Here is a 25,325-nt window from a genome sequence, read left to right as displayed (position 1 = left end):
TCCTGTCCACCCAACCCCTCCTGTGCTGGGAGTACTGCCCCGGTGACCACCTCCCTACGCGTGGATGAAGCGCCAGGCCGCCCGGCCTGGCGCCATTGCCGTCAGCGGGTGTCGGAGTCGTTCCGCGTCAGTACGGCCCGGCCGGCCTCCAGGCGGGCGACCGGGATGCGGAAGGGCGAGCAGGAGACGTAGTCGAGCCCGGCCTCGTGGCAGAAGTGGACCGACTCGGGGTCGCCGCCGTGTTCGCCGCAGATGCCGAGCTTGAGGTCGGGCCGGGTGGCCCTGCCCTCCTCGACGGCGATGCGGACCAGGCGGCCGACGCCGTCGCGGTCGAGGGTCTCGAACGGGGAGACGCCGAAGATGCCGAGCTCCAGGTAGCGGGAGAAGAAGGCGGCTTCGACGTCGTCGCGGGAGAAGCCCCAGGTCATCTGGGTGAGGTCGTTGGTTCCGAAGGAGAAGAATTCGGCGGCCTCGGCGACCTGCCCGGCGGTGAGCGCGGCGCGCGGGGTCTCGATCATGGTGCCGACGAGGGCGTCCACGCCGGTCGCCTGGAGGATCTTGACGGCTTCCTCGCGGACCGCCTCCAGTTCCTGGACGGCGGCCACGAGCGGGATCATGATCTCCGGGCGGGCGCCCGGCACCTCGCGGGCGGCTTCGGCGATGGCCCGGACCTGCATGGCGAACAGGCCGGGGATGACCAGGCCGAGCCGTACCCCTCGCAGGCCCAGCATGGGGTTCTGCTCGTGCAGTCTCTTGACGGCGGCCAGCAGCGCGCGGTCCTTGTCCGTGGCCTCGCCCGTGGCGGCCTTGACCGAGAGGGCGACGAGGTCGGGCAGGAACTCGTGCAGGGGCGGGTCGATGAGGCGAATCGTGACAGGAAGACCCTCCATAGCCCGAAAAATGCCGATGAAGTCGGATTTCTGGTGTGGCTCCAGCGCGTCCAGCGCCGCCTGCCGTTCCTGCTTGGAGGTGGCCAGGACGAGGTCCTCGACGAGCTGGCGGCGCTCGCCCAGAAACATGTGCTCGGTACGGCACAGCCCGATCCCCTGGGCCCCGAAGCGCCGCGCCCTGGCCGAGTCCTCGGGGTTGTCGGCGTTGGCCCGCACCCCGAGCCGGCGTACCGAGTCGGCGTGCGCCATGATCCGGTCCACCGCCTTCACCAGTTCGTCGTCGGGTTGTGCGCCCTCGAAGTACTCCACGACCACCGAGTCCACGACCGGCACCTCGCCGAGGAACACCTCCCCGGTGCTGCCGTCGATCGAGATGACGTCACCCTCGCGCACCTCGATGCCGCCCGGGGCGGTGAAGCGCTTCTGCGAGGCCGAGACCTCCAGCTCCTCCGCGCCGCAGACGCAGGTCTTGCCCATGCCACGGGCGACCACGGCGGCGTGGGAGGTCTTGCCGCCGCGCGAGGTGAGCACGCCGCGGGCGGCGATCATCCCGGACAGGTCGTCGGGGTTGGTCTCGCGGCGGACGAGGATCACGTCCTCGCCCTGGCCGGCCAGCTCGACCGCGCGCTCGGAGGTGAAGACGACCTTGCCGACGGCGGCGCCGGGCGAGGCGTTCATGCCCTTGGTGATCTTCTTGAGGTCGCCCTCCTTGGAGAAGCGGGGGAACATCAGCTGCGCGAGCTGGTCGCCGCTCACCCGGGTGACGGCCTCGTCGAGCGTGATGAGGCCCTGGTCGACGAGCTGGACGGCGATGCGGAAGGCGGCGGCCGCCGTACGCTTGCCGACCCGGGTCTGCAGCATCCACAGCTTGCCGCGCTCGATCGTGAACTCGATGTCGCACAGGTCGCGGTAGTGGGTCTCCAGCGTCTCCATGATCGACAGGAGCTCGTCGTAGGAGCGCTTGTCGATGCGCTCCAGATCTTGCAGGGGGACGGTGTTGCGGATGCCGGCGACGACGTCCTCGCCCTGGGCGTTCTGGAGGTAGTCGCCGTAGATGCCCTGGCGGCCGGAGCCGGGGTCGCGGGTGAAGGCGACGCCGGTGCCGGAGTCGTCGCCGAGGTTGCCGAAGACCATGGCGACGATGTTCACCGCGGTGCCGAGGTCGGCGGGGATACGTTCCTGGCGGCGGTAGAGGATGGCGCGGGGCGCGTTCCACGAGTCGAAGACGGCCATGACGGCCAGGCGCATCTGCTCGCGGGGGTCGGCGGGGAAGTCCTTGCCGGTCTGCTCGCGCACGACGCCCTTGTAGGTCTCGACGAGCCCCTGGAGCTCCTGCGCGGTGAGGTCGGTGTCCTGGCGTCCGTTCTTGAGCTCCTCCAGCGCGTGCTCGAACAGCTCGCCGTCGATGCCCTGGACGGTCTTGCCGAACATCTGGATGAGCCTGCGGTAGGAGTCCCAGGCGAAGCGGTCGTTGCCGCCCGCCTGCTTGGCCAGGCCGTGGACGGATTCGTCGTTGAGCCCGATGTTGAGGACGGTCTCCATCATGCCGGGCATGGAGAACTTGGCGCCCGAGCGCACGCTGACGAGCAGCGGGTCGTCGGCCTGGCCGAGCTTCTTGCCCATGGCGCTCTCGAGCGCGCTCAGGTGGTCGGCGATCTCCCGCTCCAGTCCCTCGGGGACGGAGCCTTCCGCCAGGTAGTGGCGGCACGCCTCGCTGGTGATCGTGAACCCGGGGGGAACCGGCAGCCCGAGGTTGGTCATCTCGGCGAGGTTGGCTCCCTTGCCGCCGAGCAGGTCCTTGAGATCCCTGTTGCCCTCGGTGAAATCGTAAACGAACTTGGCCACCACAGCTCCAATCAACGCCTCTGCCCTGGACTGTACCGGCGAAAAAGATGATGAAACTGCACACGTCGGTTAAGTCACTGTTTCCCCAGGTCAATGGCCTTCATGAGGTCTAATCCAATTAAAACTCTAGTCTCCCGGAAATTGGTTTATACCAATTGGTTTAAACCAATTCTTGAGAAAGATGTGGGGCAGGAGGAGAATGAGGGACACCCCCTGACCGGGAGGCGCCGATGGCCACCCCCACCACCAAGCCGACACGCCGCGCGCGCCTGACCGCCGGATCGGCGCGGGCCGCGGCCGGCAGCGCCCGCTACCTCGACGACCGGCTCGGCACCGGCCGCTGGCTGGCACCCAACCTGCGCAAACTCTTCCCCACCCATTGGTCGTTCCTGCTGGGCGAGTTCGCGCTCTACTCCTTCGTCCTGCTCGTGCTGACCGGCACGTTCCTCACGTTCTTCTACAAGCCGGAGGCGGGCGCGGCGTTCGAGTCGGTGCGCGAGCTCACCGTGGACGTGCGCGGTGGGCTGCTCATCCGCCAGATGCACCACTGGTCGGCGACGATCTTCGTGCTGGCGATCGTGGCCCACATGTTCCGCGTCTTCTTCACCGGGGCGTTCAGGAAGCCGCGTGAGCTGACGTGGGTGCTGGGGGCGCTGCTGTTCGGGCTGGCGCTGTTCGAGGCGTTCCTCGGGGTGACGCTGCCGGCCAACCAGCTCGGGATGTCCGGGCTGCGCGAGACCCAGGGCCTGCTGCTGTCGATCCCGCTGGTCGGCACGTACTTGTCGTCCTTCGTCTTCGACGGCCCCTTCCCCGGTCAGGTGATCCCGCGCGCGTTCGTCGCCCACGTCCTGCTGGTGCCCGGCCTCCTGCTGGCGCTGGTGCCGCTGCACGCGCTGGTGCTGACCTGGCGGCAGAAGCACACCGAGCACCACGGCGAGGGCCGCAAGGTCACCGGGGTGCCGTTCTTCCCCGCCTTCTCCCTCAAGCAGGGCATCACCTCGCTGGGCACGTTCACGGTCATCACCGCGCTGGCCACGTTCGTCATCGTCAACCCCGTCTGGACCGCCGCGCAGGCCTATCGGGCCGGCGCCGCGCCGCCGTCGGCGCAGCCGTTCTGGTACTACGGCGTGCTGGAAGGCATGCTGCGCCTGCTGCCGCCGTGGGAGTTCACGATCGCGGGCTTCACCTTCGCCGCCGGGCTCTGGATCCCCATGCTCGTCCTCGGCGGCTTCTTCACGGCCCTGCTGTTCTGGCCGTTCATCGAGCGCCGCTTCACCGGCGACCGCGCCTACCACCAGGTCGTGCAACGTCCCGCCGCCGCGCCCGTACGGACCGCGCTGGGTGTCGCGGTCGTCGTCTTCTTCACCGTCATCTGGTCGGCGACCTGGTTCACCACCGACCTCACCGCCGGCCTGCCCCTGCTCGCCGTCCCCGCCGAGGTCTATCCGGCCATCCTGAACGGCTTGCGCGCCGCCCTCATCGTCCTGCCCGGAGTGGCGTACGCGCTCACGTTGTGGCTGTGCAAGAGGCGATATCGCGATGTGATCTCCGAATGACACGCTGCCCTGCGTGCGATCCCTGTTAGCCGCCGCGGCGCTGCTGGCGGCCACCTCCTGCTCCGCCTCCTCCGGGGCGGCCGCACCCTCGGCGGCGCCATCTGCCACCCCGGAGACCTACCACGCCACCGATCTGCGCCCCGGTGACTGCTTCGACGACATCTCCCCCGACGGCTTCGCGACGCTGGTGGGTTGCGAGAAGGCGCACGTCTACGAGTTCGCCGGGATCTGGGTCCTGCCCGATGAGCCGTGGCCGGGCGACGACAAGGTGATCGAACACTCCACGAAGGGCTGTGAGGAGAAGGTCAGGATCAAGAAGGCGCTCCGTGACACGGTGACCTGGACCGCCTTCGCCCCGGTGCAGGCGACCTGGCCGAAGCACCGGACCGCCTACTGCGTCGCCCTGTCGGTCGAGGAGGGCGTCAAGCTCACCGGGCACGTGCTCGGCTAGGGGAACGGGTTCCCGGCGGGGACCGCGGTGCCCGTGCCGTCCAGCGGCGGCAACCACAGCACGAACGTCGCCCCGGCGCCGAGCCGGGAGAAGACCGCGACCCTGCCCCCGTGCGACTCCACGATCTGCCGGACGATGGCCAGGCCCAGGCCCGTGTGCCGGTCGCGGCGGCTGCTCTCGCCCCGCCAGAACCGGTCGAAGACCCTCGGCTGGTCCTCCTCCGCCAGGCCGGGGCCGTCGTCGGCGACCGCGGTCCAGAGCCAGCCGTCCTCCCGGCCCGCCGCCACCCGGACGCGGCCGTCGGGGGGCGAGAGCCGTACCGCGTTGGACAGGAGGTTGGCCACGGCGCGGCGCAGCGCGTCGTGGTCGCCGCTCATCGCGAGGTCCTGTTCCAGCCGCCGGGTCAGCGTGAGGCCGCGGGCGGCGGCCAGCGCGGCGTACTCCTCGCTGGCCTCCTGCACGACGCGGCCCAGGTCGAGGTCGGCGTCGGCGAAGGCGGCGCCCTGGCGTCTGGCGCTGGCCAGCAGGTCCTCGACCAGGCGGGTCATGCGGGTCGTGGCGCGGTCGACGACGGCGACCGCGCGGGTGCGCTCCTCGTCGCTGGCGTCGGGGGTGGCGAGGACGGCGTCCACGTTGGCCCGGATGATCGTGAGCGGGCTGCGCAGCTCGTGCGAGGCGTCGTCGATGAGCCTGCGCTGGGCGCTGAAGGCGGACTCCAGGCGGTCCAGCATGGTGTCGACGGTGTCGGCCAGGTCGCGCAGCTCGTCGCGCGGGCCGTTCAGCCGGATGCGCCGGGTCAGGTCGGTGGCCTGGATCTCCTCGGTCGTGCGCGTGATGGCCCGCACCGGGCGCAGCACGCGGCCGGACAGTACCCAGCCGATGCCGAGGCTGGCCAGGAACAACGCGCCCAGCGTCACCAGCGAGTAGTCGCGCAGCGTGGCCAGGGTCCTGACGTTGATCGCGTTCTCGACCTCCTCCACGAACACGACCTCCTCCTTGCCCACGTACTCGCCGCCCCGGTAGGCCTTGGCGTACTCGGTGGTGTAGGGGCGCTGGTCGGTGGTCTTGGAGAGGCCCCAGTAGATGCCGCCAAGCACCAGGGCGGCCAGCACGAACAGCAGCCCCGAGTACAGCACCGTCAGCCGGAACCGGATCGTGTGGATCATGCCGGCTCCTTCAGCCGGTAGCCCCTGCTGATGACGGTCTCGATGAGGCCGTCCTCCTGGAGCTTGCGCCGCAGGTTGCCGACCGTCACCCGGACGGTGTTGGTGAACGGGTCGGCGTGCTCGTCCCAGACGTGCTCCAGCAGTTCCTCCGAGGACACGACGTGCCCCGGCCGGGTCATGAGGTAGTGGAGCACGCCGTACTCCTTGGGGGTGAGCGCGAGCGCGCGGCCGCCCAGCGACACCTCCATCCTGGCTGTGTCGATCCGCAGCTGTCCGACTTCCAGGACGGAGGTGCCGCCGGTGTCTCTGCGCAGGAGCGCGCGCACCCTGGCCAGCAGTTCGGGGAAGGCGAAGGGTTTGACGAGGTAGTCGTCGGCGCCTTCGTCGAGCCCGCGGACCCGGTCGTCGAGCCGGTCGCGGGCGGTCACCATGATGACGCGCACGCCCTTGCCCGCCGCCCGGATCTCCCTGCAGACCTGGAAGCCGTCGCCGCCGGGCAGGTTCAGGTCGAGCAGCACCAGGTCGTACGTGTTCACCTGGAGTTTCTCATGGGCGACTGGCGCGTCCAGAGCCACGTCCACGGCATATCCGGCGCGGGCCAGGCCGACGCGCAGCGCGTCGACCAGGTCCTCTTCGTCTTCGACGACCAACAGGCGCATATTTCCTAGTCTCTGATGATTTGTTCGGCTATGGGAGCTGCGCGATCGATCGGGATCGCGAAGCCTATGCCGATGTTGCCGCCGCCCCGGCCCGACGCGATCGCCGTGTTCACCCCGACGACCTCGCCGCGGGCGTTGACCAGCGGGCCGCCGGAATTGCCGGGATTGATGGAGGCGTCGGTCTGCACCGCGCTGCGGGAGGTGCCGCCCAGCCGTACCTGGCGGTCGAGGGCGCTGACGATGCCCGACGTCACCGTGCCCGACAGGCCCAGCGGCGAACCGATCGCCAGCACCTGGTCACCGACCGCCAGGTCGGCCGAACGGCCCAAGGTGGCGGGCGCGAGCCCAGTAACGCCCGCCACCTCCAGCACCGCCAGATCCTCATCCTGATCAGCACCCAGGACTCTGGCGGAGAACCTGCGACCGTCGTTCAGCACCACGCTCACCGTGCTCGCCTCGCCGACGACGTGCGCGTTGGTGATGATGTGGCCGGCCCCGTCCACGATGAAGCCGGAACCGCCGCCCCGGCCCACATCGATCGAGACCACGCTCGGCAGCAGCCGCGCCGCCGTACCGGACAGTCCCGTCGTGTTGGGCGCGGCGGGGGCCGCGCGGGGCAGTGTGACCGGCGCCGGACCCGTCGCCAGCCCCGCGCCCGCGAACCCGGCCACCGCCCCGGTCAGCCCGGCGACGAGCACCGCGCTGAGCAACAGCACTCCTCTGCGAGGAGCCCGCCCAGCCGGTACGGCTCCCGCCCCCTCCCGGGGTGGCGCGTGATCCAGCAGCGGCGAGACGAAGTCGGGCCCACGCGGCGTCCCCAGCCCCCTGTGCGCCCCGGTCATGGCAGCCTCGAGAACCAGATCATGGACCCGACAGCCGCGAGCAGCGCCGCCACCAGGCCCGCCGCGACGAACCACATCCAGATCTCCTGCCGTTCGGTCCGGTAGCCGACCGAGGTGCCGATGTCCTCGTACACGGCCTGCAGTTCGTCGCCGCTGGCCGCCTCGTAGAAGCCGCCGCCCGCGGCTCCCGCCAGCTCGCGCAGCGCCGGGCCGTCCACGGGCACCGGCACCCGGTTGCCCTGCAGCTCGACGGTGCCGCCAGGCGTGCCGTACGCGATGGTCGTGACCGGGACGCCGCGCGCGGCGGCCTGCTCGGCGGCCTCGCGGATCCCGCGGCCGGTGGTGTTGGAGCCGTCCGACAGCAGGACGATGTGCGCGGGCGGCGGCTCCGCCTCGCCGTCCACGCCGGCGATGGCCTCCAGCGAGGAGTAGACGGCATCGCCGATGGCGGTGCCGGAGGAGGTGGTCAGGCGGTCCAGCGCGCCGAAGACGGCCTGCCGGTCCGTGGTCGGCGGCACCGCCACCGACGCCTCCGACGAGAACGTCACCAGCCCGAGGTTGAAGCGCTCCGGCAACCCGCGCACGAACTGCGTCGCCGCCGCCCGCGCCGCCGTGAACCGGTCCGGGGCGACGTCCGTGGCGCCCATCGAGGCCGACACGTCGAACGCCACCATGATCGTGGCCCGCTCCCTGGGCACCTGCACCTCCGCCGTGGGCCGGGCGAAACCGACCACGAGCAGCGCGAACATCCCCAGCAGCGCGCCGGCCGGAACGTGCCGCCGCCAGCGCGGGCGCTTCGGGGCCACCTTGTCCAGCAGGTCGAGGTTGGTGAAGCGGACCGCGTAGGCGCTGCGCCGTACCGACATCAGGACGTAGGCGAGCGCGAGCAGCGCGACCGGCACGAGCAGCCACAGCCAGACCGGAGAGATCAGCGTCATGCGGCGCCGCCCCCTCCCTGCCACGACCCGCGCGCGCCCATCCGGGCCAGCCGGCGCTGGCGCAGCACGTGCTCCACCAGGTCGCGCACCCAGTCGCCGTCGGTGCGCAGCCGCAGGTGCGCGGCGCGGGCCCGGCGCAGCGCCGTCTCGATCCCGGCCCGCTGCCCGGCGGCGGCCTCGGCGTAGCGGCGGCGCAGCCGGGCGCTGGCCGTCGCGTACTCGCGCCGCCGGCCCGTCTCCGGGTCCATCAGCGTGAGCAGCCCCACGTCGGGCAGCGCGAGCTCGCGCGGGTCCAGCACCTCGACCGCGAGCACCTGATGGCGTACGGCCAGCCGCCGCAGCTCCGGCTCCCATGTCTCCGGCGGGTCCAGGAAGTCGGAGACCACCACGACCAGCCCGCGGCGCACCACGGTCCGGCCCAGCCGATGCGCCGCCGCGCCCAGGACGGCGGCCTTCGTCCCCGGCCTGGCCCGCGGCATCGTGAAGATCTCCTGCAGCAGCGCCATCAGGTGCGGCCGGCCGGTCCTGGCCGGCAACGCCCTGAGGCCGGAGCCGTGCAGGAGGTGGGCGCCGATCCGGTTGCCGGTCCGCTGGGTCAGGAACCCGATCGCGGCCGTCGCGGCCAGGGCCAGGTCCCGCTTCTCCATGGCGGCGGTGCCGAAGTCCATGCTGGCGCTGGCGTCCAGCAGCACCCACAGCTCCAGCTCGCGGTCGGCGACCACGTCGCGCACGTGGGGCTCGGCGGTGCGCGCGGTGACGTTCCAGTCGATCCGCCGCACGTCGTCACCCGCCTGGTACGGCCGCGCCTCGGCGAGCTCACTTCCCGGACCGGGCAGCAGGCCGAGATGGTCGCCCTGCAGCAGGCCGTCGAGCCGCCGGGTGATCGTCAGCTCCAGGCGGCGCAGCGCGGGCTCGGCCCGCTCGTACCCGTGAATCATGCCGCCGACTCCCCCCGCCGGGCCTGGGCCAGGTTCTGGGCGGTTTCCAGGTTCTGGGCGGTTCCCAGGTGCGGCGCGCCGCCCGTCTGAGGGGCGATCACCGGCGTCGGGACGGCGCCCAGAACGCGGTCCACCAGCTGACGCGGCGTGACCCCCTCCGCCAGCGCGTCGAACGACAGCACCAGCCGGTGCGCCATCACGTCGTGCGCCACGTCCCCGACGTCCTCCGGCAGGACGTACTCCCTGCCGCGCAGCAGGGCCAGCGCGCGACCGGCCGCCAGCAGGCCCAGCGTGGCGCGCGGGCTGGCGCCGAAGGCCAGCAACCGCTCCACGTCGGGTACGGCGTAGCGGGCCGGGGCCCGGGTGGCGTAGACGAGGCGGACCGCGTACTCGGCGACCGCGTGGTGCACGAACACCCGGTCGGCGCGCCGCTGCAGCGCGATCACCCGGGCCGGGTCCAGGATCGCCCGCGCCCGCGGCGGGTCCACGCTCATGCGGTAGACGATCGCCAGCTCCTCCGATTCGCTGGGATAGCCCACGTCGATCTTCATGAGGAACCGGTCCCGCTGCGCCTCGGGCAGGTGGTAGACGCCTTCCGACTCGATGGGGTTCTGGGTGGCCAGCACCAGGAACGGCGCGGGCACCGGGTGCGTGACGCCGCCGATGCTCACCTGCCGCTCGGCCATGATCTCCAGCAGGGCCGACTGCACCTTGGCCGGGGCGCGGTTGATCTCGTCGGCCAGCAGCAGGTTGGCCATGACCGGGCCGAGTTCGACGTCGAAGCTCTCGGTGGAGGGGCGGTAGATCCGGGTGCCGACGATGTCCGACGGGACCAGGTCGGGCGTGAACTGGATCCTGGCGAACGTACCGCCCACCACCTTGGCCATCGTCTCGGCGGCGAGCGTCTTGGCGATGCCGGGGACGCCTTCGAGCAGGCAGTGGCCGCGCGCCAGCACCGCCACGAGCAGGCGCTCGACCATGTGGTCCTGGCCGACGATCACCCGCTTGACGGCGAAGAGCGCGCTCTCCAGCAGGGCGGTGTCCTCCCGGGCATCGTCCGGCCCCTGGGTCACGGCTGGACCTTGTCGTCGGGGCAGTCGTTCAGCACGAGCCTTAGCTCGACCGGCTCGGGTGCGGGGGCGGCGGCGTGGGCGGCGCCGGTGGTGGCCAGGACCGCCCCACCGGCCAGCGCCAGCGCCGCCAGGCGTGGCAGGCGTGTCCGCCGGTGCCCGGAAGCATTACGCGATATGCGAAGCAACATGCTGTTCCTTTCGCGGGATGAGCATCAGGACGACTCCCGATGTCATCGCCCATGTCACCAACAACCCGCGAAAGCTGCCGTAACGCACGCCTTTATACGATTTTTCGCCCGACAGGCCCTACGGGGGCTATATCCCGCGCCGTCCTCAACCCGCTCCATACTCGGAGAAGACAGGATCCATCGCCGGCACAGCGGCCTTGCCCGACCTCCGAGGCTTGCCGGGGGCTTTTGCGGCTTGTCGCGAGCTTTGAGGATTGCCCGGCGTGGCCTTTATCTGAGCTTTCGGTGGCCCGGCGTACGGTCCGGACATGATGTCACCCTTCAAGCGGTATCTCGCGGAAGAGGTGGCCCTCGACCACGCCGAGGGACTCATCCCGCGCCGCGAGGCCCTGAGGCGGCTGGGCCTGCTCGGGCTCACCCTGCCCGCCGCCGGCGCGCTGCTGGCCGCCTGCGGCGCCGACCCGCCCACCGCCACGCCGGGCACACCGGCCACCGGCATGACCCCGGCCCCGACGAGCGCGCAGCCGAGCCCCTCGGGGACACCGGTCGGCCCCTCTCCCCTGCAGACCGAGGCCATCACGTTCCCCGGCCCGCAGGGCGCGGCGCTCCAGGGCGCCTGGGCAGCCGCCGCGAGCCCCAAGGGCGCGGTCCTGGTCATCCACGAGAACCGCGGCCTCAACGACCACACCCGATCCGTCGCCGGGCGCCTGGCCGCGAGCGGCTACTCCGCGCTCGCCCTCGACCTGCTCTCCCGCGACGGCGGCACCGCCGCCTTCACCGACACCGCGCAGGCCACCGCCAAACTGGGCGAGATCACGCCGGAGCAGTTCGTCGCCGACATGAAGGCCGCGCTGGGCGAGCTCCAGAACCGGGCGGAGGGCGCCAAGCTGGGCATGGTCGGCTTCTGCTTCGGCGGCGGCATGACCTGGCTGCTGCTGTCGTCGAACGAGCCGCGCCTTGCCGCCGCGGTCCCGTTCTACGGCCCCCTGCCCGCGGGCGCCGACATGACCGGCACGAAGGCGGCCGTCCTCGGCGTCTACGCCGAGCAGGACGACCGGGTCAACGCCACCCGCGACGCCGCGCGGGCTGCCCTGGAGAAGGCCGGTCTCACGCACGAGATCGCCACGTTCAAGGGCGCCGGGCACGCGTTCTTCAACGACACCGGCCAGCGCTTCAACCCGGCGGCCGCGGCGCAGGCGTGGGATCGGCTGCTCGGCTGGTTCGGCAGCCACCTCGGCTGAGGGGACGTCACCCGGCCCGGTCGAGTAGCCGCCGCCTCCCGCGGCCGGGTGACCAGCACGAAGTCCGAAAACCGCGCCTCATTTCCGCCCTCGCCGGTGTTCTACTCAACATGAGCATCTACACCACCATCGACAGCCCGATCGGCGAGATCGTCCTCACCGGCAGCGACGGGGCGCTGACCTCCGTCAAGGTGGGCACGGCCGTGCCGAACGGGGCCACCAGGGACGACGCGCCCTTCGCCGAGGCGGTGCGGCAGTTCGCCGAGTACTTCGCCGGGGACCGCACCGCCTTCGACCTCGACCTGCGGCCGTCCGGGACCGCGTTCCAGCACCGCGTCTGGGCCGAGGTCGCGGCCGTGCCGTACGGGAAGACGACCACCTACGGCGAGATCGCCGCGCGCATCGGCGCGCCGCGCGACCGCATCCGCGCGGTCGGCGCGGCGGTGGGGGCCAACCCCCTGCTGATCGTACGGCCGTGCCACCGCGTCATCGGCGCGGGCGGCGCGCTGACCGGCTACGCGGCCGGGATCGAGCGCAAGCGGTTCCTGCTCACCCACGAGGGCGCCCTCCAGCCGGCGCTCATCTGAAGGACGATCATGACCGACATCCAGGACAGAACCCACGACGCCGCGATCCGGGACCGGGTCGCGGCGACCGACTGGCCCGCGGTCGCCCGCGAGGTCGACGCCCACGGCTGCGGGCTCACCGGCCCGCTGCTGACGGCGGCGGAATGCCGGGAGATCGCCGGTCTGTACGACGACGTGGCCCGCTTCCGCTCGACGATCGACATGGCGCGCTACCGCTTCGGTTCAGGGCAGTACCGGTACTTCCGGGAGCCGTTCCCCGAGGTGGTGGCGGCGCTGCGGGAGACGCTCTACCCCCGGCTGCTGCCCATCGCCCGCGAGTGGGCGGCCCGGCTCGGATGGGCTTCCACCTGGCCGGAGGAGTTCGGCGAGTGGCTGGAACGCTGCCACGCCGCCGGTCAGCTCAAACCCACACCGATCCTGCTCAAGTACGGCGAGGGCGACTGGAACGCCCTGCACCGGGACCTCTACGGCGACCTGGTCTTCCCGCTCCAGGTGGTCGTCGGCCTGGACGTGCCCGGCGCCGACTACACCGGCGGCGAGTTCCTGCTGGTGGAGCAGCGGCCCCGGGCCCAGTCGCGTGGCACGGTCACCATGCTGCCGCAGGGCCACGGCCTGGTGTTCACCACCCGCGACCGCCCGGTGAGATCGGCCCGCGGCTGGTCGGCCGCACCGGTACGGCACGGCGTGAGCACGGTCCGCTCGGGCCTGCGGCACACCCTGGGCCTGGTCTTCCACGACGCCACATGAGCTCCTACGTGCTGACCGGGGCCGACGGCCGCACCTACCTCGGCCCGTCGCCAGGGACGCTCGGCGGTTACCGGCGACGGCGCATCTACGGGCGGCTGGACTGCCCGTCCGCACTGCGGGCCATCGCCGCGGGCGGGTACGTCCGGCACCGGGTCTTCTTCGCCGACGAGCCGGCCGCGCTGGCGGCGGGGTACCGGCCGTGCGCGGTGTGCCTGCCCGAGAAGTACCGGAAGTGGAGGAAGAGTGGTTGAGCCAGGACAGGTCAGGGACGTGGCGGAGCTCGCCGGGCTGTTGAAGTGGCAGGTTCCCGGGGTGGTGACCGTCACCGTGGGGCACGGCCGCGACCCCGGGTCCGTGGCGGCGGCCGAACGGTTCGTCCGGGAGTGGGAGGCCGGGGGCGGGGTGGTGGGCGAGGTCGTGAGCTGGCCGGAGGAGGCCGCCTCGTGGCTGCGGCAGGCCCGCCGGTTCGCCTCGGGTGAGCCGGACGCGTGGGTGGTGATCGCCGGGCCGGCCGGGTGGGCGGGCATGCGCTCCCGCCTCCTGCGGCACACCACCTGGGACCCGGCCCGCACCCTGATCGCCCCCGCGAGCCCCGGACCCCGGCAGTCCATGACCTCAGACCTCGCGAGCCCCTGACCACCGCAAAACCCCGGCAGCCCGTGACTCCAGACCCCGCGAGCCCCTGACCGCCCCAAACCCCGGCAGCCCGTGACCCGGACCCGCGAGCCCCTGACCACCCGGACCACGAGGGCTCTGACGCCGCGGCCCGCCGTACCGAAAAAGCACCGCATCGGGAGGGCGTGCGCCGGACCGGAGAAAGCGCGGGAGGGCGCCCGGCGGGAAGCCGGACGCCCTCGTATGTCTGGCGGGACCTCAGTCGTTGAGGTGCTGGCGGAGGTAGGAGTCGACCTGGTCGAGCGCGATGCGCTGCTGCGCCATCGAGTCGCGCTCGCGGATCGTCACCGCCTGGTCCTCCAGGGTGTCGAAGTCGACCGTGATGCAGAACGGCGTGCCGATCTCGTCCTGGCGGCGGTAGCGGCGGCCGATCGCCCCGGCGTCGTCGAACTCGACGTTCCAGCGGCGGCGCAGCTGGGCGGCGAGGTCGCGGGCCTTCGGCGACAGGTCGGCGTTGCGCGACAGCGGCAGCACCGCGGCCTTGACCGGCGCGAGGCGGTGGTCGAGGCGCATGACCGTGCGCTTCTCCATGACGCCCTTGGCGTTGGGCGCCTCGTCCTCGGTGTAGGCGTCGAGCAGGAACGTCAGCGTGGCCCGGTCGACACCGGCCGCGGGCTCGATGACGTAGGGCACGTAGCGCTCGCCGGTGTCCTGCTCGAAGAAGGACAGGTCGACGCCGGAGGCCTTGCCGTGGGCGGTGAGGTCGAAGTCGGTGCGGTTGGCGACGCCTTCGAGCTCACCCCACTCGGAGCCGGTGAAGTTGAAACGGTACTCGATGTCGACGGTGCGCTTGGAGTAGTGGGACAGCTTGTCCTTGGGGTGCTCGTACAGGCGCAGGTTGTCCTTGTTGATGCCCAGGTCGGAGTACCAGCGGTAGCGCTCGTCGATCCAGTACTGGTGCCACTCCTCGTCGCTGCCGGGCTTGACGAAGAACTCCATCTCCATCTGCTCGAACTCGCGGGTGCGGAAGATGAAGTTGCCCGGCGTGATCTCGTTGCGGAACGACTTGCCGATCTGGCCGATGCCGAACGGGATCTTCTTGCGCGCCGACTGCTGCACGTTGAGGTAGTTGATGAAGATGCCCTGCGCGGTCTCGGGGCGCAGGAAGGCCAGGCCGGACTCGTCCTCGACCGGGCCGAGATAGGTCTTCAGCAGGCCGCTGAACTGCCGCGGCTCGGTGAAGGCGCCCTTGTTGCCGCAGTTGGGGCAGGTGATGTCGGCCAGGCCGTTCTCGGGGGCCTTGCCGTTCTTCTCCTCGTACGACTCGACGAGGTGGTCGGCCCGGAACCGCTTGTGGCACGACTGGCACTCGGTCAGCGGGTCGGTGAACGTCTCCACGTGGCCGGAGGCCTGCCACACCTCGCGGGCCAGGATGACGCACGAGTCGAGGCCCACCACGTCGTCGCGGGCCTGCACCATGGACTGCCACCACTGCCGCTTGACGTTGTTCTTCAGCTCCACGCCCAGCGGACCGTAGTCCCATGACGCACGGAGGCCTCCGTAGATCTCGCTCGACGGGTAGACGAGCCCGCGGCGCTTGGCGAGGCTGACGATGGTGTCCATGACGTCTGTACGGCGTGCCATGAGGATGGGTCTCTTTCCGGCTGGAGGTCGGCGAGGGGAAACGGATGAGGTCCCAGCTTAGGGGACGTCCGGTCGCCCTCGCGCGCGACTATTCCTCTTGTCCGGATACGTAGATGTCCTCGAAGGCACTCGGCTCGTTGACCATGAGAATCATCAACGGATACATCGCCATCTTCGCGGCCGAAAGGGCGCGGCGGTAGTAGCCCGCGCCCTCCCATTCGCTCACCAGCGCCCACAGGTTCGGCTCGTCGACGGAACGCGCCAGCCTCCCGCGGAGGAATCCCGGCTGGGCGCGCAGGGTGTCGACGATGTTCTGACCTTGCTTGAGGAACTCTTGGGACTGAGCTTCCGGAACCATGTAGCGAATGACGGCGAGCACCTTCTTAGAATGTCAGACGATCTCCCGCAGCCGCGCGATCGCGGCGGACTCCGCCGCATGGATCGCGCTCACCCGTTCGGCGATTGCGGAGAAATCCACCTTTCTCGGCGCGCGATCGGCTTCCGCCCGCAGCCGCCACAGCTCCTCCGCGTCCTCCTCGCGGGCCGCGCCGTCCGACAGCACCGCCTCACGGACCGCCACCGTCAGCTCCCGGATCCGCCCGAACTCCTCATACGGCACCGCCGTCTCCGCCATCTCATGCCACATCCCATGAATCCGCCGGAACTCGGCCGCCGACTCCCCCAGTTCCTCCCTCTGGAGCAGCCCGGCCGCCGCGTCGAGCCCGTCGGCGAACAGGTCGCGCAGGTTCCCGCCGTCGATGCCCACCGGCTCGACGCACTCCCAGATCGACAGCAGCGCCCCCGCAAGCCGCGTGCCGTCCCCGAACACCTTCGGCCACCCCTTGGCGTTGCGCTCGTCGGTGAGCAGGCGGCTCCACTTGCGCCAGGCCGGCAGCGAGAACGAGTCGGACGCCGACGACAGGTGCTCCACGCAGTCCCTGAGCCCCTCGAGCACCGCCCCCGCCACGTCGACCTGGGCAGGCGGCTCTCCCAGCACATACAGACTGTTCTTGTACGAGGTGACCCGCCCCCTGGCCGCCTCCATCCGCTCCTCCGGCACCAGGATCGGCCCGCTGCCCCGGTCGTCGACATGCACGTACCCGCCATCCCTGCGGTAGGCGATGACGGGGTGCCCGCCGTACCCGTCGAGCTCCTTCGGCAGCCGCCAGTAGCCGATGTGATAGCGGTCGGGCAGCACCACGCACGGCCGCCCCGCGTCGAGCTCCTCCGCCATCCGCCGCGCCGCCCCCTTGGCGCCGCCCGTCGTGTGGTGCGTGTACGGCACGCCGAGCCGGTCGAGCGTCTTGGTCATCCAGCGGTCGTAGTACTGCCACTGGTTGAGGAAGGCCATGACCAGGGCGGCGCTGTTGTGCCGCTTGAACTCCCAGAGGATGTATCCGGCCCCGATCCCGCCACCGGCCAGGAGCACCAGCGGCTCGGGAACCCCCGTGAGCCGCGACACGACCGCCGTGCTGGGATGCTGCCCGCCCCTGAACTCCCACCCGTGGTCGTCGGGCGTCCCCTGAGCGCCGAGCGTGTGCCGTCTGGCGGTGGTGTAGCTCTCGCCGGTCTTCGCCATGCGTGCCCGGATGCGGGCCTTGAGCTGCTTCTTGTCGGTCATAACCGGTGTCCGTGTCCGCGGTCGCGCAGGGGCCCGGTCCACGCCCGCCGACCCCGGCCGCCGCGATGCTCTGGGCTATGCCGAAGATTCGTTCCCCCCGAGGCGCCTGCGTCCCCTTTGCCTCCGTGGTGCTCGGCGGGCAGCGTGGATGCTCGCTTTCAGGAGGTGCGGCGCTGGGAGTCGCCGTGCCGTCCATCCTAGGGACCCCACTGGCTCCTGTCACGCGCGACCCGGTCACCCCCTGCGAGCTTGCCGCCCGCCTCGGAGCCGGCCGGGACGGCCGGAGGGGAGGCGAGATCCAGGGCGTCAGGAACCGGGGCGACGGGGTTCGGGGAGTTGGGGTTGGTGGGGGCGGGGTTGGGGGTTGGAGGGTTAGGCTCGGGCCGTGGCCCAAGACAATGACCGCAGGCATCCGCTGGCCCAGCCCAGGGCGGCGGCCAAGGCCAAGCGCCCGCTGCCGCCCGGTGAGCGGTTTTTCACGCCCGGCGCGACCGGCCTGCGCAAGGCCGTGGAGCAACGCAGCGCCACTCCCATGGCCTATCTGTTCACGCAGGTTCCGCGCTGGATCACGCCGGTGGTCATGGTCGTGTTGCTGCTGGCGGGGTTCGCCGTGCAGAACTGGCTGGGCGGGGTGGCGGTGCTGCCGGTGGTCGCCTTCGTGGGACTTCTGGCGTACCTGTCGTGGCCGTCGCTCGGCACCGGCGGCAAGCTGCTGCGGGTGGCCATGCTGACGTTCCTGCTCCTGGTCGTGGCCAGCCGTTTCGGCGCCTTCTGACCAGCCACGCCATCCACTCCCGCGCCCCAACCGCCCACGCTCCCGCTATCCACGTCCTTGCAGGGCCACCTCGCTGACCGTGCGTCGCCAGAACGCGCACGTCCGGGCCCACGCGTCGCAGGTCGGCGCGTGTGCGCGTCCCGGCCGGGGTTTCCGGCCGGGAGCGGCGCGGGGTGGGGTCAACTGGCGAGCAGGGTGTAGGTGGGGAAGTTGCCGGGCAGGCGTTCGCCTTCCGGGCCGGTGGTCACGGCCCGGACCAGGAGGTCGCCGCCGACGAAGGCGCCGCGCCACGACGCCCCCAGGCCGCCGAACAGCTCGTCCCGGTCCCCACGCGAACGCGGCTTGTTGTGGCCGACCTTGAAGGCCCGCACCTCGGGCGAGATCCGGGCGAAGGTCTCCTCGTCGTCGCAGGACAGGGTGGCGACCAGGGCGCCGTTGCTGGCGTTCATGGCGGCCAGGAGCTCGGCCTCGGTGTCCACGAGCATCATGGTGTCGACGGGCCCGAACGGCTCGGCGTGGTGCAGGGGTGAGGAGCGGGGCGGGTTGAGGATCGCCGTCGGCGCGAAGTAAGCGGAAATATCCTGGTTCGGCAGGAAGTGTCCGTCGGACAGCCGCGCCCGGTACAACGGCACGCCACCCCTTGCGATCGCCTGGTCCACCTGACCTGCCAACTCGGCCGCCTTCGCCGCGTTGATGAGCGGGCCGAAGTCGAGCTGCGGCAACGGGTCCTCCGGCGACTCCACCGCCAGCGGATGCCCGAACCGCAACGATCCCACCGCTTCCAGGTAAGCGGCCAGGAAGTCCGGAAAAAGCTCACGCTGTACGACGAAGCGCGGATAAGCGGTGCACCGCTGCTTGGCGTAGTCGAAGGACGCGCGGATCTGCCGCGTGAGCAGCTCCCACCCCGAGTACTCCCAGACGCCCCAGCAGTTGAGACCCTCCTGCTCCAGTACGTGCCGCCGCTCGACGTCGGCCAGCGAGGTCGCCACCTGGGCCCCCGCGTCCCTGCCGCCCACGAATGACACGCACCCCAGTGCCCGCCCGCCCACCAGCACCGGCGACAGCGCCGCCCCGCCCCCGCTGACCAGCGTGAACGGCAGCCCCTCCCGTACGGCCAGCGCACAGGCGAGCGTGAGGCAGGCAAGACCGCCGTCGGTGGGCGTCTTGGCGATCACCGCGTTCCCGGCCAGCGCCTGGACCAGCATCGCGTGCATGAGCACGCTCATCGGGTAGTTCCAGCTCGCGATGTTGCTGACCGGGCCGGGCAGCGGGGTGCGCCCGGCGGTCATGCGGTCGATCTCCCCGACGTACCAGCGCACGCCGTCCAGGCAGCGGTCCACGTCGGCGCAGGCCGTCTTCCACGGCTTGCCGATCTCCCACACGAGCAGCATCGCGAGCAGGTCGCGATGCTCGGCCATCGCCTCGACGGCGGCCGTGACACGGGCCTTGCGCTCGGCCACCGGCACGTGCCGCCACTGCCGGTGCTCGGACTCGGCGCCGGCCACCGCGCGGCCCGCGCCCGAACGGTCCAGCCTGGGCGGGACGGCGATGGCGGTGCCGTCGATCGGCGAGAAGACCGGGGTGTCGGGGCGGCCGTCGCGGTGCCAGAAGCCGCCCCAGTGGTTGAGCACCCTGTCGTCGTGGAACGCCTCCGGCGCCGCCGTACAGCATCTGTCGTAAGTGTCCTGCCAGGCTGTGCCCGGTTTGATCCGCATCTGGCCTCCTAGTCCGACCAGTCGACGGTGACGAGCTCGGGCAGGGGCTCGAACTCCTTGATCGCGTCGAGCGCGGGGCCCATGGCCGCCTTGGACTCCCGCTCGACCATGACCTCCACCAGCACGGGCAGCCGCTTCCGCGCCGCCTCGGCGGACGCCCAGGCCAGGGCGTCCCGGATGTCGCCCGGCCGTTCCACCCGGCGGGCCGGGCAGCCGAAGGACTCCATCGCCTTGACGTGGTCGACGCCGCCTTCGCCGTCGTGGAGGTCCACGGCGTCGTTCATGTCGTACGGGAGCTCCGCCTGCCCGATCAGCCCGAGGCACTCGTTGTTGATCATCACGATGACGAACGGGATCCGGTACCGCGCCGCGACCACGACCTCCTCCATCACGAACGGGAAGGAGGAGTCGCCGGCGACCGCGACGACCTGTCGTTCAGGATGGGCGCATTTGACGCCGATCGCGGCGGGCACCTCCCATCCCGGTGGCCCGGCCTGCCCGCGCACGAGGTAGCGGCGGGGCAGGTAGGTCGTCTGGAACTGGCCCGACCAGATCTGGTGGAGCCCGAACACGGTGACGAAGGTGGTGTCGCGCGGGTAGAAGTCGTTGATCTCCCTGAACACGCGGGGCGGCTTGATCGGCACGTCGTCGAAGTCGTCGCGGCGTGCCATCGTGCGGCGCAGTTCGCCGACCCTGCGCACCCATTTGCCGGGTTGCAGGGCCGCCGTACGGCTGCGCGCCTCCGCCACCATCTCAGCCAATACGGGCCTGGCATGCCCGAACACCCCTAAGTCCGGCTCGAAGACCCTGCCGAACTGGGTGGGCTCGATGTCGACGTGGATGAAGCGGCGGCCCTTGCGGTAGACGTCCAGGTCGCCGGTGTGCCGCTCGCCGAAGCGGGCGCCGACGGCGAGCACCAGGTCACTGGCCAGGAACGCGGCGTTGCCCCAGCGGGTCTGCGTCTGGATCCCGGCCATGCCCGCGAACAGGGGATGGTCCTCGGGGAAGGCGCCCTTGCCCATGAGCGTGACCTGGACGGGGATCTGGAGGTGTTCGGCGAGTTCGAGCAGTTCGGCGCAGGCCCCGGCGCCGACGACCCCGCCTCCGGCCAGGATGAGGGGCCGCCTGGCCGTACACACCAGGTCGACGGCGGCGCGCACGACCTGCGGCAGCGGGCGCGGGACCGTGACCGGCAGCGGCGCGTCCAGCGCGCGGTCGTAGAGGCAGGTGCCGCGCCGCACGTCGACGGGCAGGTCGATGAGGACCGGGCCGGGCCGGCCGGAGCGGGCGACCCTGAACGCCTCGCGGAAGACCCACGGCGCCTGGGCGGGCTCCTTGAGCCGGACGGCCCATTTGGTGACGGGTCTGGCGATCTCCACGATGCCGGCCGCCTGGCCGGTGACGCAGATCATCGGGACGGAGTCGGCCAGCGCGGCGTGGAGACCGGCGACCATCTTGGTGCCCGAGGTGCCGACGCAGACGCCGGCGTCGCCCGTCGCCCTGGCCCAGCCGTCGGCGGCGTGGGCGCCGCTCTCCTCGTGGCGTACCGTGACGTGCCGGATGGAGCTGTGGCGGAGCGCGGCGTACAGGGGCAGGACGGCGGCGCCCGGCACGCCGAAGACGGTGGTCACTCCCTCCGACTCCAGCACCGCGGCCACCGCCTCCATGCAGGGGACGCGCGTCATGTCATGGCCAGCGCCGACCGCATGAGCCGCGCGGTCTCCGACGGGGTACGCCCGACCCGCACGCCGGCCGCCTCCAGCGCCTCCTTCTTGGCCTGCGCGGTACCCGAGGAACCGGAGACGATCGCGCCGGCGTGGCCCATCGTCTTGCCTTCCGGGGCGGTGAAGCCGGCCACGTAGGCGACGACCGGTTTGGTGATGTTCGCGGAGATGTAGGCGGCGGCCCGCTCCTCGGCGTCGCCGCCGATCTCGCCGATCATCACGATCGCGTCGGTGCCCGGATCGTCCTGGAACGCCTGGAGGCAGTCGATGTGCGTGGTGCCGATGACCGGGTCGCCGCCGATCCCGACCGCGGTGGAGAAGCCCAGGTCGCGCAGCTCGTACATGAGCTGGTAGGTGAGCGTGCCCGACTTGGAGACCAGGCCGATGCGCCCGGCGGTGGTGATGTCTGCGGGGATGATCCCGGCCGACGACTGGCCGGGGCTGATCAGGCCGGGGCAGTTGGGGCCGATGATCCGCGTCCCGCCGCGGGCCAGGGCGCGGAACCTGATCGCGTCGTGCACCGGCACGCCCTCGGTGATCACCACGCACAGCGGCACCGCCGCCACGACCGCCTCCTCCACGGCCGCGCCGGTGAAGCGCGGCGGCACGAAGACGACGGACACGTCGGCGCCGGTCTCGCCCGCGGCCTCGGCGACCGAGCCGAAGACCGGAACCGTCCGCTCGCCGAAGTCGACCGTGCGCCCGCCCTTGCCGGGCGTCACCCCGGCCACCACGTTGGTTCCCGCGGCCAGCATGCGCGAGGTGTGCCGGGCGCCTTCGGAGCCCGTCATGCCCTGGACGAGCACGCGGCTGTCCCTGGTCAGGAAGATCGCCATCACGCACCTGCCGCGAGTCTGGCCGCCAGCTGGGCGGCGCCGTCCATGGTGGGCACCTGGCGGACCGCCGGGTGCCGGGCGTCGCTGAGGATGCGCCGGCCGACCTCGGCGTTGTTGCCGTCCAGCCGGACCACGATGGGCCGGGCCCGGCCGCGTTCACCCAGCAGTTCCAGCGCGGTGACGATGCCCGTGGCCACCGCGTCGCAGGTGGTGATGCCGCCGAAGACGTTGACCAGCACCGAGCGCACGTCCGGGTCGGACAGGATGATCTCCAGCCCGTCGGCCATGACCTGGGCGGAGGCGCCGCCGCCGATGTCGAGGAAGTTCGCCGGGTCGGCGCCGGCCCCGGCGACGACGTCGAGCGTGCTCATGACCAGCCCGGCGCCGTTGCCGATCACGCCCACGCGGCCGTCCAGCTTGACGTAGTTGAGCCCCTTCGCGCGGGCGCGGTCCTCCAGGCCGCCGGTCGGCTCCTCGGGTACGCGCTCGTGCCGGAACGCGGCGTTGTCGTCCAGGGTGACCTTGCCGTCGAGCGCCACGATCCGCTGGTCGGTGGTGAGGATGAGCGGGTTGACCTCGACCAGCAGGGCGTCCTCGGTCACCATGACGTCCCAGAGCCGCTGCAGCGTGGCCGCGGCCGCCTCGGGCAGGCCCGCCTTGGCCACGAGCTGCTGGGCGACGCCGGCGTCCACGCCCACGGCCGGGTCGATCGCCAGCCTGACCAGCGCGCCGGGGTCGCGCTCCGCCAGCTCTTCGATCTCCATGCCGCCCTGCGCCGACACCATCGCCAGGAACGACCCGACCGCCCGGTCGACGAGGAAGGCGGCGTAGTACTCCTCGAAGGGCACCGTGGCCACCTCCACGAGCACGGCGCGGGTGAGGTGTCCCTTGATGTCCATCCCGAGGACGCGCTCGGCCTCCTCCTCGGCCGCCCGCGGCCCCGGTGCGGCCCTGATGCCGCCCGCCTTGCCCCGGCCGCCGGTCTTCACCTGGGCCTTGATGACGACGGGAGCGCCGATCTCGGCTGCTATCGCGCGGGCCTCGGCGGGGGTGCGGGCCACGTCGCCGAGCGGGACCGGGATGCCGTGGCGACCGAAGAGTTCCTTCGCCTGGTACTCGTACAGGTCCATGCGAGCCTCCTTTGTAGACGGTATACCGTATGGAATATTCCTCGTCCAGAGGCTCGACAAGTATCCGATCGTGTGGATATTCCATACAGTATGGAGAATGCAATCCGAGACTGGCGCGGCCGCGCGTACCTGCCCGGCCCCGTACCCGCCGACCGTCCGCGCACGTTCTGGCTCGCCTGGGCCTCGATGGCGGCCATAGCCCCCCTCCAATACGGCTACGCCGCCCTGCTCACCCGCGACCAGGCCGCGCTCATCCCGCTGGGCGTGTGGATCGTCTGCCAGGCGGCCGGAGCCCTGCTGCGCCGCCACCTCTCCCTCACCGCGGGCGCCGTCCTCACCACCGCCGGCCTCCTCGCCCTCGGCCTCGGCGGCTCCTGGCCCTTCCTCACCGTGTACGCCGTACTCGGCGGCCTGGGCGCCGGACTCGTCTACGGCGTGTGCGGCGAGACCGTCGCCGCCTGGCACCCGGAACGGCCCGCCCTGCGCGTCGGCCTGGTGACCGGCGCCTTCGGCTACGGGGCGCTGCCGCTGTTGCTGTGGGCGGGCCTGTTCCCCGGCACGCTCCACCAGGCGTTCCTGGCCGCCGGGATCGTCGCGGCCCTGGTCATCGGCGCCGCCGCCCGCCACCTGCGCATGCCGCCTCCCCTGTGGTGGCCCGACACCGTCGACCCCCGCTCGTACGCGCTGGACGCCGCCGTCCTGCGCCGCACGCCCGGGGCGCTCCGCGAGTTCTCGCTGGCCCAGGCGCTGCGCACCAGGGCGTTGCCGGTGCTGGCGGCCATCCTGGTGGGCGCGGGCGCGGTCTCGATCGCCGACGTGGTCATCGTGGCCGCGTCGGGCGCCTGGGGCGCGGTGGCGATCCTGGTGGGGCTCAACGGGGCGGGCAGGGCGCTGGCCATGCGGTGCTCGGAGGCGCTGGGCCGTACGGCGGTGCTGGCCGTCGTGCTCACCCTGCTCGCGCTGGGCCAGCTCCTGCTGGCCGCCCACGCGAGCACCGGCACCTCGCTCGGGATCTGGGCGGGGGCGGTGGCGGCGGGCCTGGGCGGCGGGGCCTTCTACCCGCTGGTCGCCAGCCTGGTCCGCGACTACTTCGGCGTGGCCGGCACCGGCACCATCCATCCCGTCGTCTACAGCGCCAAGGCCGCGGCCGGGCTGGTGGCGGTGGCGCTGAGCTGGCTCGCGCTGTCCGGGTCCGCCGCGCCCGCGCTCCTGCTCGCCGCCGCGTGCGCGGGGCTGCCCGCGCTGGCCGCCCGCCGGTTGCGCGCGCCCGGCAGGCCGGTCACGATCCCCGTGTGATGAGGCTCACCGGAAAGGTGAGAAGCGCAAACTGTATGCTGTAGGCAGTCGACGACAAACCGTTAGTGGAGCCGCGAACATGTTGCTGTCGGATCAGGCCGGTCAGACCGCGGCCAAGATTCCCCGCCCCGCCACGCTCCGCGAGAGCGTCATCGAGGCCATCCAGGAGCTCATCGTCTCCGGCCAGCTCAAGCCCGGTCAGCACCTGGTCGAGAGCGAGCTGGCCGAGCTGCTCGGCGTCTCCAGGCAACCGGTGCGCGAGGCGCTCCAGCAGCTCAGCGGCGAAGGCTGGGTCGACCTCTTCCCCGGCCAGGGCGCCTTCGTCCACGTGCCGACCCTCGAAGAGGCCGACCAGCTGCTCGCCGTACGCACGCTGCTGGAGACCGAGTCGGCGCGGCTGGCCGCGCAGAACGCCGGCGAGGACGGCGTGCGGCAACTGCGCGCCCTGTGCGCGCGCGGCGTCGCGGCGGTGCGGTCGGACGACGTCGACGGCGCGGTCGCCACCAACTCCGAGCTCCACGCGCTCGTGACGGCGCTGTCGGGCAACAAGGTGCTGGCCGAGCTGGCCGCCCAGGTGGCCAGGCGGGTGCGCTGGTACCACACGCCCGTGGCCAGGCGGCGCGGCATGACCTCGTGGGAGGAGCACACCGCGCTCATCGACGCCATCGAGGCCCGCGACGAGGCGACCGCCGCGCGGATCATGCGCGAGCACACCGAGCACACCCGCGCCTCCTACCTGGAGTCGCGCGCCGGCCAGCCCGTCGAACCCGCCCCCAAGCCGGTACGGCGCCGCCGCCGCACCGGCTGACCCGCCGATTACCAGACCCCTCCTCGGGCAGAGGATGACA

Annotated in this window: 25 protein-coding genes; 10 read left to right on the top strand and 15 right to left on the bottom strand. The window is 71.7% G+C overall.

Going from position 1 to position 25,325, the window contains the following annotated elements; translation table 11 throughout:
- Positions 1-101: 101 nt before the first annotated feature.
- A complete protein-coding gene (gene ppdK / locus ACFWY5_RS16605) occupies positions 102-2,735 on the bottom strand; it encodes a pyruvate, phosphate dikinase (RefSeq protein ID WP_379632714.1) in 2,634 nt (877 codons plus the stop codon).
- Positions 2,736-2,965: 230 nt separating this feature from the next.
- Between ppdK and ACFWY5_RS16600 the strand changes: the two genes are divergently transcribed.
- On the top strand, positions 2,966-4,291 hold the full coding sequence (locus ACFWY5_RS16600; protein WP_379622102.1) for a cytochrome bc complex cytochrome b subunit: 1,326 nt from the start codon (positions 2,966-2,968) through the stop codon (positions 4,289-4,291).
- 13 nt (positions 4,292-4,304) lie between these two features.
- The gene (locus ACFWY5_RS16595) at positions 4,305-4,742 is read left to right on the top strand and encodes a hypothetical protein (protein ID WP_379632712.1); all 438 of its coding nucleotides are present in this window, start codon (positions 4,305-4,307) and stop codon (positions 4,740-4,742) included.
- Here the strand turns inward: ACFWY5_RS16595 and ACFWY5_RS16590 are convergent.
- From ACFWY5_RS16590 to ACFWY5_RS16560, 7 genes are all read right to left on the bottom strand, one after another.
- Positions 4,739-5,908, bottom strand: coding sequence for a sensor histidine kinase (locus ACFWY5_RS16590; protein WP_379632710.1), 1,170 nt, complete (start codon positions 5,906-5,908; stop codon positions 4,739-4,741). The two genes, ACFWY5_RS16595 and ACFWY5_RS16590, sit on opposite strands and share 4 nt — an antisense overlap.
- Entirely contained in the window at positions 5,905-6,567 is a 663-nt protein-coding gene (locus tag ACFWY5_RS16585; RefSeq protein ID WP_379622096.1) for a response regulator transcription factor, read from the bottom strand. Before ACFWY5_RS16585 ends, ACFWY5_RS16590 begins: the two co-directional genes overlap by 4 nt.
- Positions 6,568-6,572: 5 nt before the next feature.
- Positions 6,573-7,277: a S1C family serine protease gene (locus tag ACFWY5_RS16580; RefSeq protein WP_379632708.1), complete on the bottom strand. Its 705-nt coding sequence runs from the start codon at positions 7,275-7,277 to the stop codon at positions 6,573-6,575.
- Between the two features lie 128 nt (positions 7,278-7,405).
- Positions 7,406-8,347: a VWA domain-containing protein gene (locus ACFWY5_RS16575; protein ID WP_379622092.1), complete on the bottom strand. Its 942-nt coding sequence runs from the start codon at positions 8,345-8,347 to the stop codon at positions 7,406-7,408.
- Positions 8,344-9,285, bottom strand: coding sequence for a DUF58 domain-containing protein (locus tag ACFWY5_RS16570; protein WP_379632706.1), 942 nt, complete (start codon positions 9,283-9,285; stop codon positions 8,344-8,346). The genes ACFWY5_RS16575 and ACFWY5_RS16570 overlap by 4 nt, the downstream gene beginning before the upstream one ends.
- Positions 9,282-10,358, bottom strand: a complete 1,077-nt coding sequence (locus ACFWY5_RS16565) for an AAA family ATPase (RefSeq protein WP_379632704.1) — start codon at positions 10,356-10,358, stop codon at positions 9,282-9,284. The genes ACFWY5_RS16570 and ACFWY5_RS16565 overlap by 4 nt, the downstream gene beginning before the upstream one ends.
- A complete protein-coding gene (locus tag ACFWY5_RS16560; protein WP_379632702.1) occupies positions 10,355-10,546 on the bottom strand; it encodes a hypothetical protein in 192 nt (63 codons plus the stop codon). The genes ACFWY5_RS16565 and ACFWY5_RS16560 overlap by 4 nt, the downstream gene beginning before the upstream one ends.
- Before the next feature lie 308 nt (positions 10,547-10,854).
- Between ACFWY5_RS16560 and ACFWY5_RS16555 the strand changes: the two genes are divergently transcribed.
- The 5 genes from ACFWY5_RS16555 to ACFWY5_RS16535 all read left to right on the top strand — a co-directional run bounded on the left by ACFWY5_RS16555 (position 10,855) and on the right by ACFWY5_RS16535 (position 13,757).
- Entirely contained in the window at positions 10,855-11,787 is a 933-nt protein-coding gene (locus ACFWY5_RS16555) for a dienelactone hydrolase family protein (protein ID WP_379632700.1), read from the top strand.
- Positions 11,788-11,897: 110 nt separating this feature from the next.
- Positions 11,898-12,374 (top strand): methylated-DNA--[protein]-cysteine S-methyltransferase, encoded by a 477-nt coding sequence (locus ACFWY5_RS16550; RefSeq protein WP_379632698.1) that lies wholly within the window; start codon positions 11,898-11,900, stop codon positions 12,372-12,374.
- Between the two features lie 9 nt (positions 12,375-12,383).
- A complete protein-coding gene (locus ACFWY5_RS16545) occupies positions 12,384-13,121 on the top strand; it encodes a 2OG-Fe(II) oxygenase (protein ID WP_379622080.1) in 738 nt (245 codons plus the stop codon).
- Positions 13,118-13,372 carry an Ada metal-binding domain-containing protein gene (locus tag ACFWY5_RS16540; protein WP_379622078.1) on the top strand — a complete coding sequence of 85 codons (255 nt, stop codon included), beginning with the start codon at positions 13,118-13,120 and terminating at the stop codon, positions 13,370-13,372. The genes ACFWY5_RS16545 and ACFWY5_RS16540 overlap by 4 nt, the downstream gene beginning before the upstream one ends.
- Complete coding sequence (locus tag ACFWY5_RS16535) at positions 13,365-13,757, top strand: hypothetical protein (protein ID WP_379632696.1); 393 nt, start codon at positions 13,365-13,367, stop codon at positions 13,755-13,757. Before ACFWY5_RS16540 ends, ACFWY5_RS16535 begins: the two co-directional genes overlap by 8 nt.
- Positions 13,758-13,994: 237 nt before the next feature.
- On the opposite strand, the gene ACFWY5_RS16530 is transcribed toward ACFWY5_RS16535, so the two are convergent.
- From ACFWY5_RS16530 to ACFWY5_RS16520, 3 genes are all read right to left on the bottom strand, one after another.
- Entirely contained in the window at positions 13,995-15,380 is a 1,386-nt protein-coding gene (locus ACFWY5_RS16530) for a glycine--tRNA ligase (RefSeq protein WP_379622074.1), read from the bottom strand.
- A gap of 88 nt (positions 15,381-15,468) precedes the next feature.
- Positions 15,469-15,759: an antibiotic biosynthesis monooxygenase family protein gene (locus ACFWY5_RS16525; RefSeq protein ID WP_184966420.1), complete on the bottom strand. Its 291-nt coding sequence runs from the start codon at positions 15,757-15,759 to the stop codon at positions 15,469-15,471.
- A gap of 12 nt (positions 15,760-15,771) precedes the next feature.
- Positions 15,772-17,001, bottom strand: coding sequence for a BtrH N-terminal domain-containing protein (locus tag ACFWY5_RS16520; RefSeq protein ID WP_379622072.1), 1,230 nt, complete (start codon positions 16,999-17,001; stop codon positions 15,772-15,774).
- Between the two features lie 385 nt (positions 17,002-17,386).
- On the opposite strand from ACFWY5_RS16520, the gene ACFWY5_RS16515 reads away from it, so the two are divergent.
- Entirely contained in the window at positions 17,387-17,776 is a 390-nt protein-coding gene (locus tag ACFWY5_RS16515) for a DUF6703 family protein (protein ID WP_379622070.1), read from the top strand.
- A gap of 179 nt (positions 17,777-17,955) precedes the next feature.
- On the opposite strand, the gene ACFWY5_RS16510 is transcribed toward ACFWY5_RS16515, so the two are convergent.
- Genes ACFWY5_RS16510 through sucC form a run of 4 tightly spaced genes read right to left on the bottom strand, consistent with a single transcriptional unit; the run spans position 17,956 to position 23,181 of the window.
- Positions 17,956-19,491 carry an aldehyde dehydrogenase family protein gene (locus ACFWY5_RS16510; RefSeq protein ID WP_379622068.1) on the bottom strand — a complete coding sequence of 512 codons (1,536 nt, stop codon included), beginning with the start codon at positions 19,489-19,491 and terminating at the stop codon, positions 17,956-17,958.
- 8 nt (positions 19,492-19,499) lie between these two features.
- Complete coding sequence (locus ACFWY5_RS16505) at positions 19,500-21,176, bottom strand: thiamine pyrophosphate-dependent enzyme (protein WP_379632694.1); 1,677 nt, start codon at positions 21,174-21,176, stop codon at positions 19,500-19,502.
- Positions 21,173-22,051 (bottom strand): succinate--CoA ligase subunit alpha, encoded by an 879-nt coding sequence (gene sucD / locus ACFWY5_RS16500; protein WP_379632692.1) that lies wholly within the window; start codon positions 22,049-22,051, stop codon positions 21,173-21,175. The genes ACFWY5_RS16505 and sucD overlap by 4 nt, the downstream gene beginning before the upstream one ends.
- Complete coding sequence (gene sucC, locus ACFWY5_RS16495) at positions 22,051-23,181, bottom strand: ADP-forming succinate--CoA ligase subunit beta (RefSeq protein WP_379632690.1); 1,131 nt, start codon at positions 23,179-23,181, stop codon at positions 22,051-22,053. The genes sucD and sucC overlap by 1 nt, the downstream gene beginning before the upstream one ends.
- Positions 23,182-23,271: 90 nt before the next feature.
- Between sucC and ACFWY5_RS16490 the strand changes: the two genes are divergently transcribed.
- Complete coding sequence (locus tag ACFWY5_RS16490) at positions 23,272-24,477, top strand: hypothetical protein (RefSeq protein ID WP_379632688.1); 1,206 nt, start codon at positions 23,272-23,274, stop codon at positions 24,475-24,477.
- A 79-nt stretch (positions 24,478-24,556) separates the two neighbouring features.
- Positions 24,557-25,285: a GntR family transcriptional regulator gene (locus tag ACFWY5_RS16485; RefSeq protein ID WP_379622058.1), complete on the top strand. Its 729-nt coding sequence runs from the start codon at positions 24,557-24,559 to the stop codon at positions 25,283-25,285.
- Positions 25,286-25,325: the final 40 nt, after the last annotated feature.

Source organism: Nonomuraea sp. NPDC059007 (genome assembly GCF_042740555.1).
GTDB lineage: Bacteria > Actinomycetota > Actinomycetes > Streptosporangiales > Streptosporangiaceae > Nonomuraea.
This window is presented reverse-complemented; position numbering and strand designations above follow the sequence as displayed.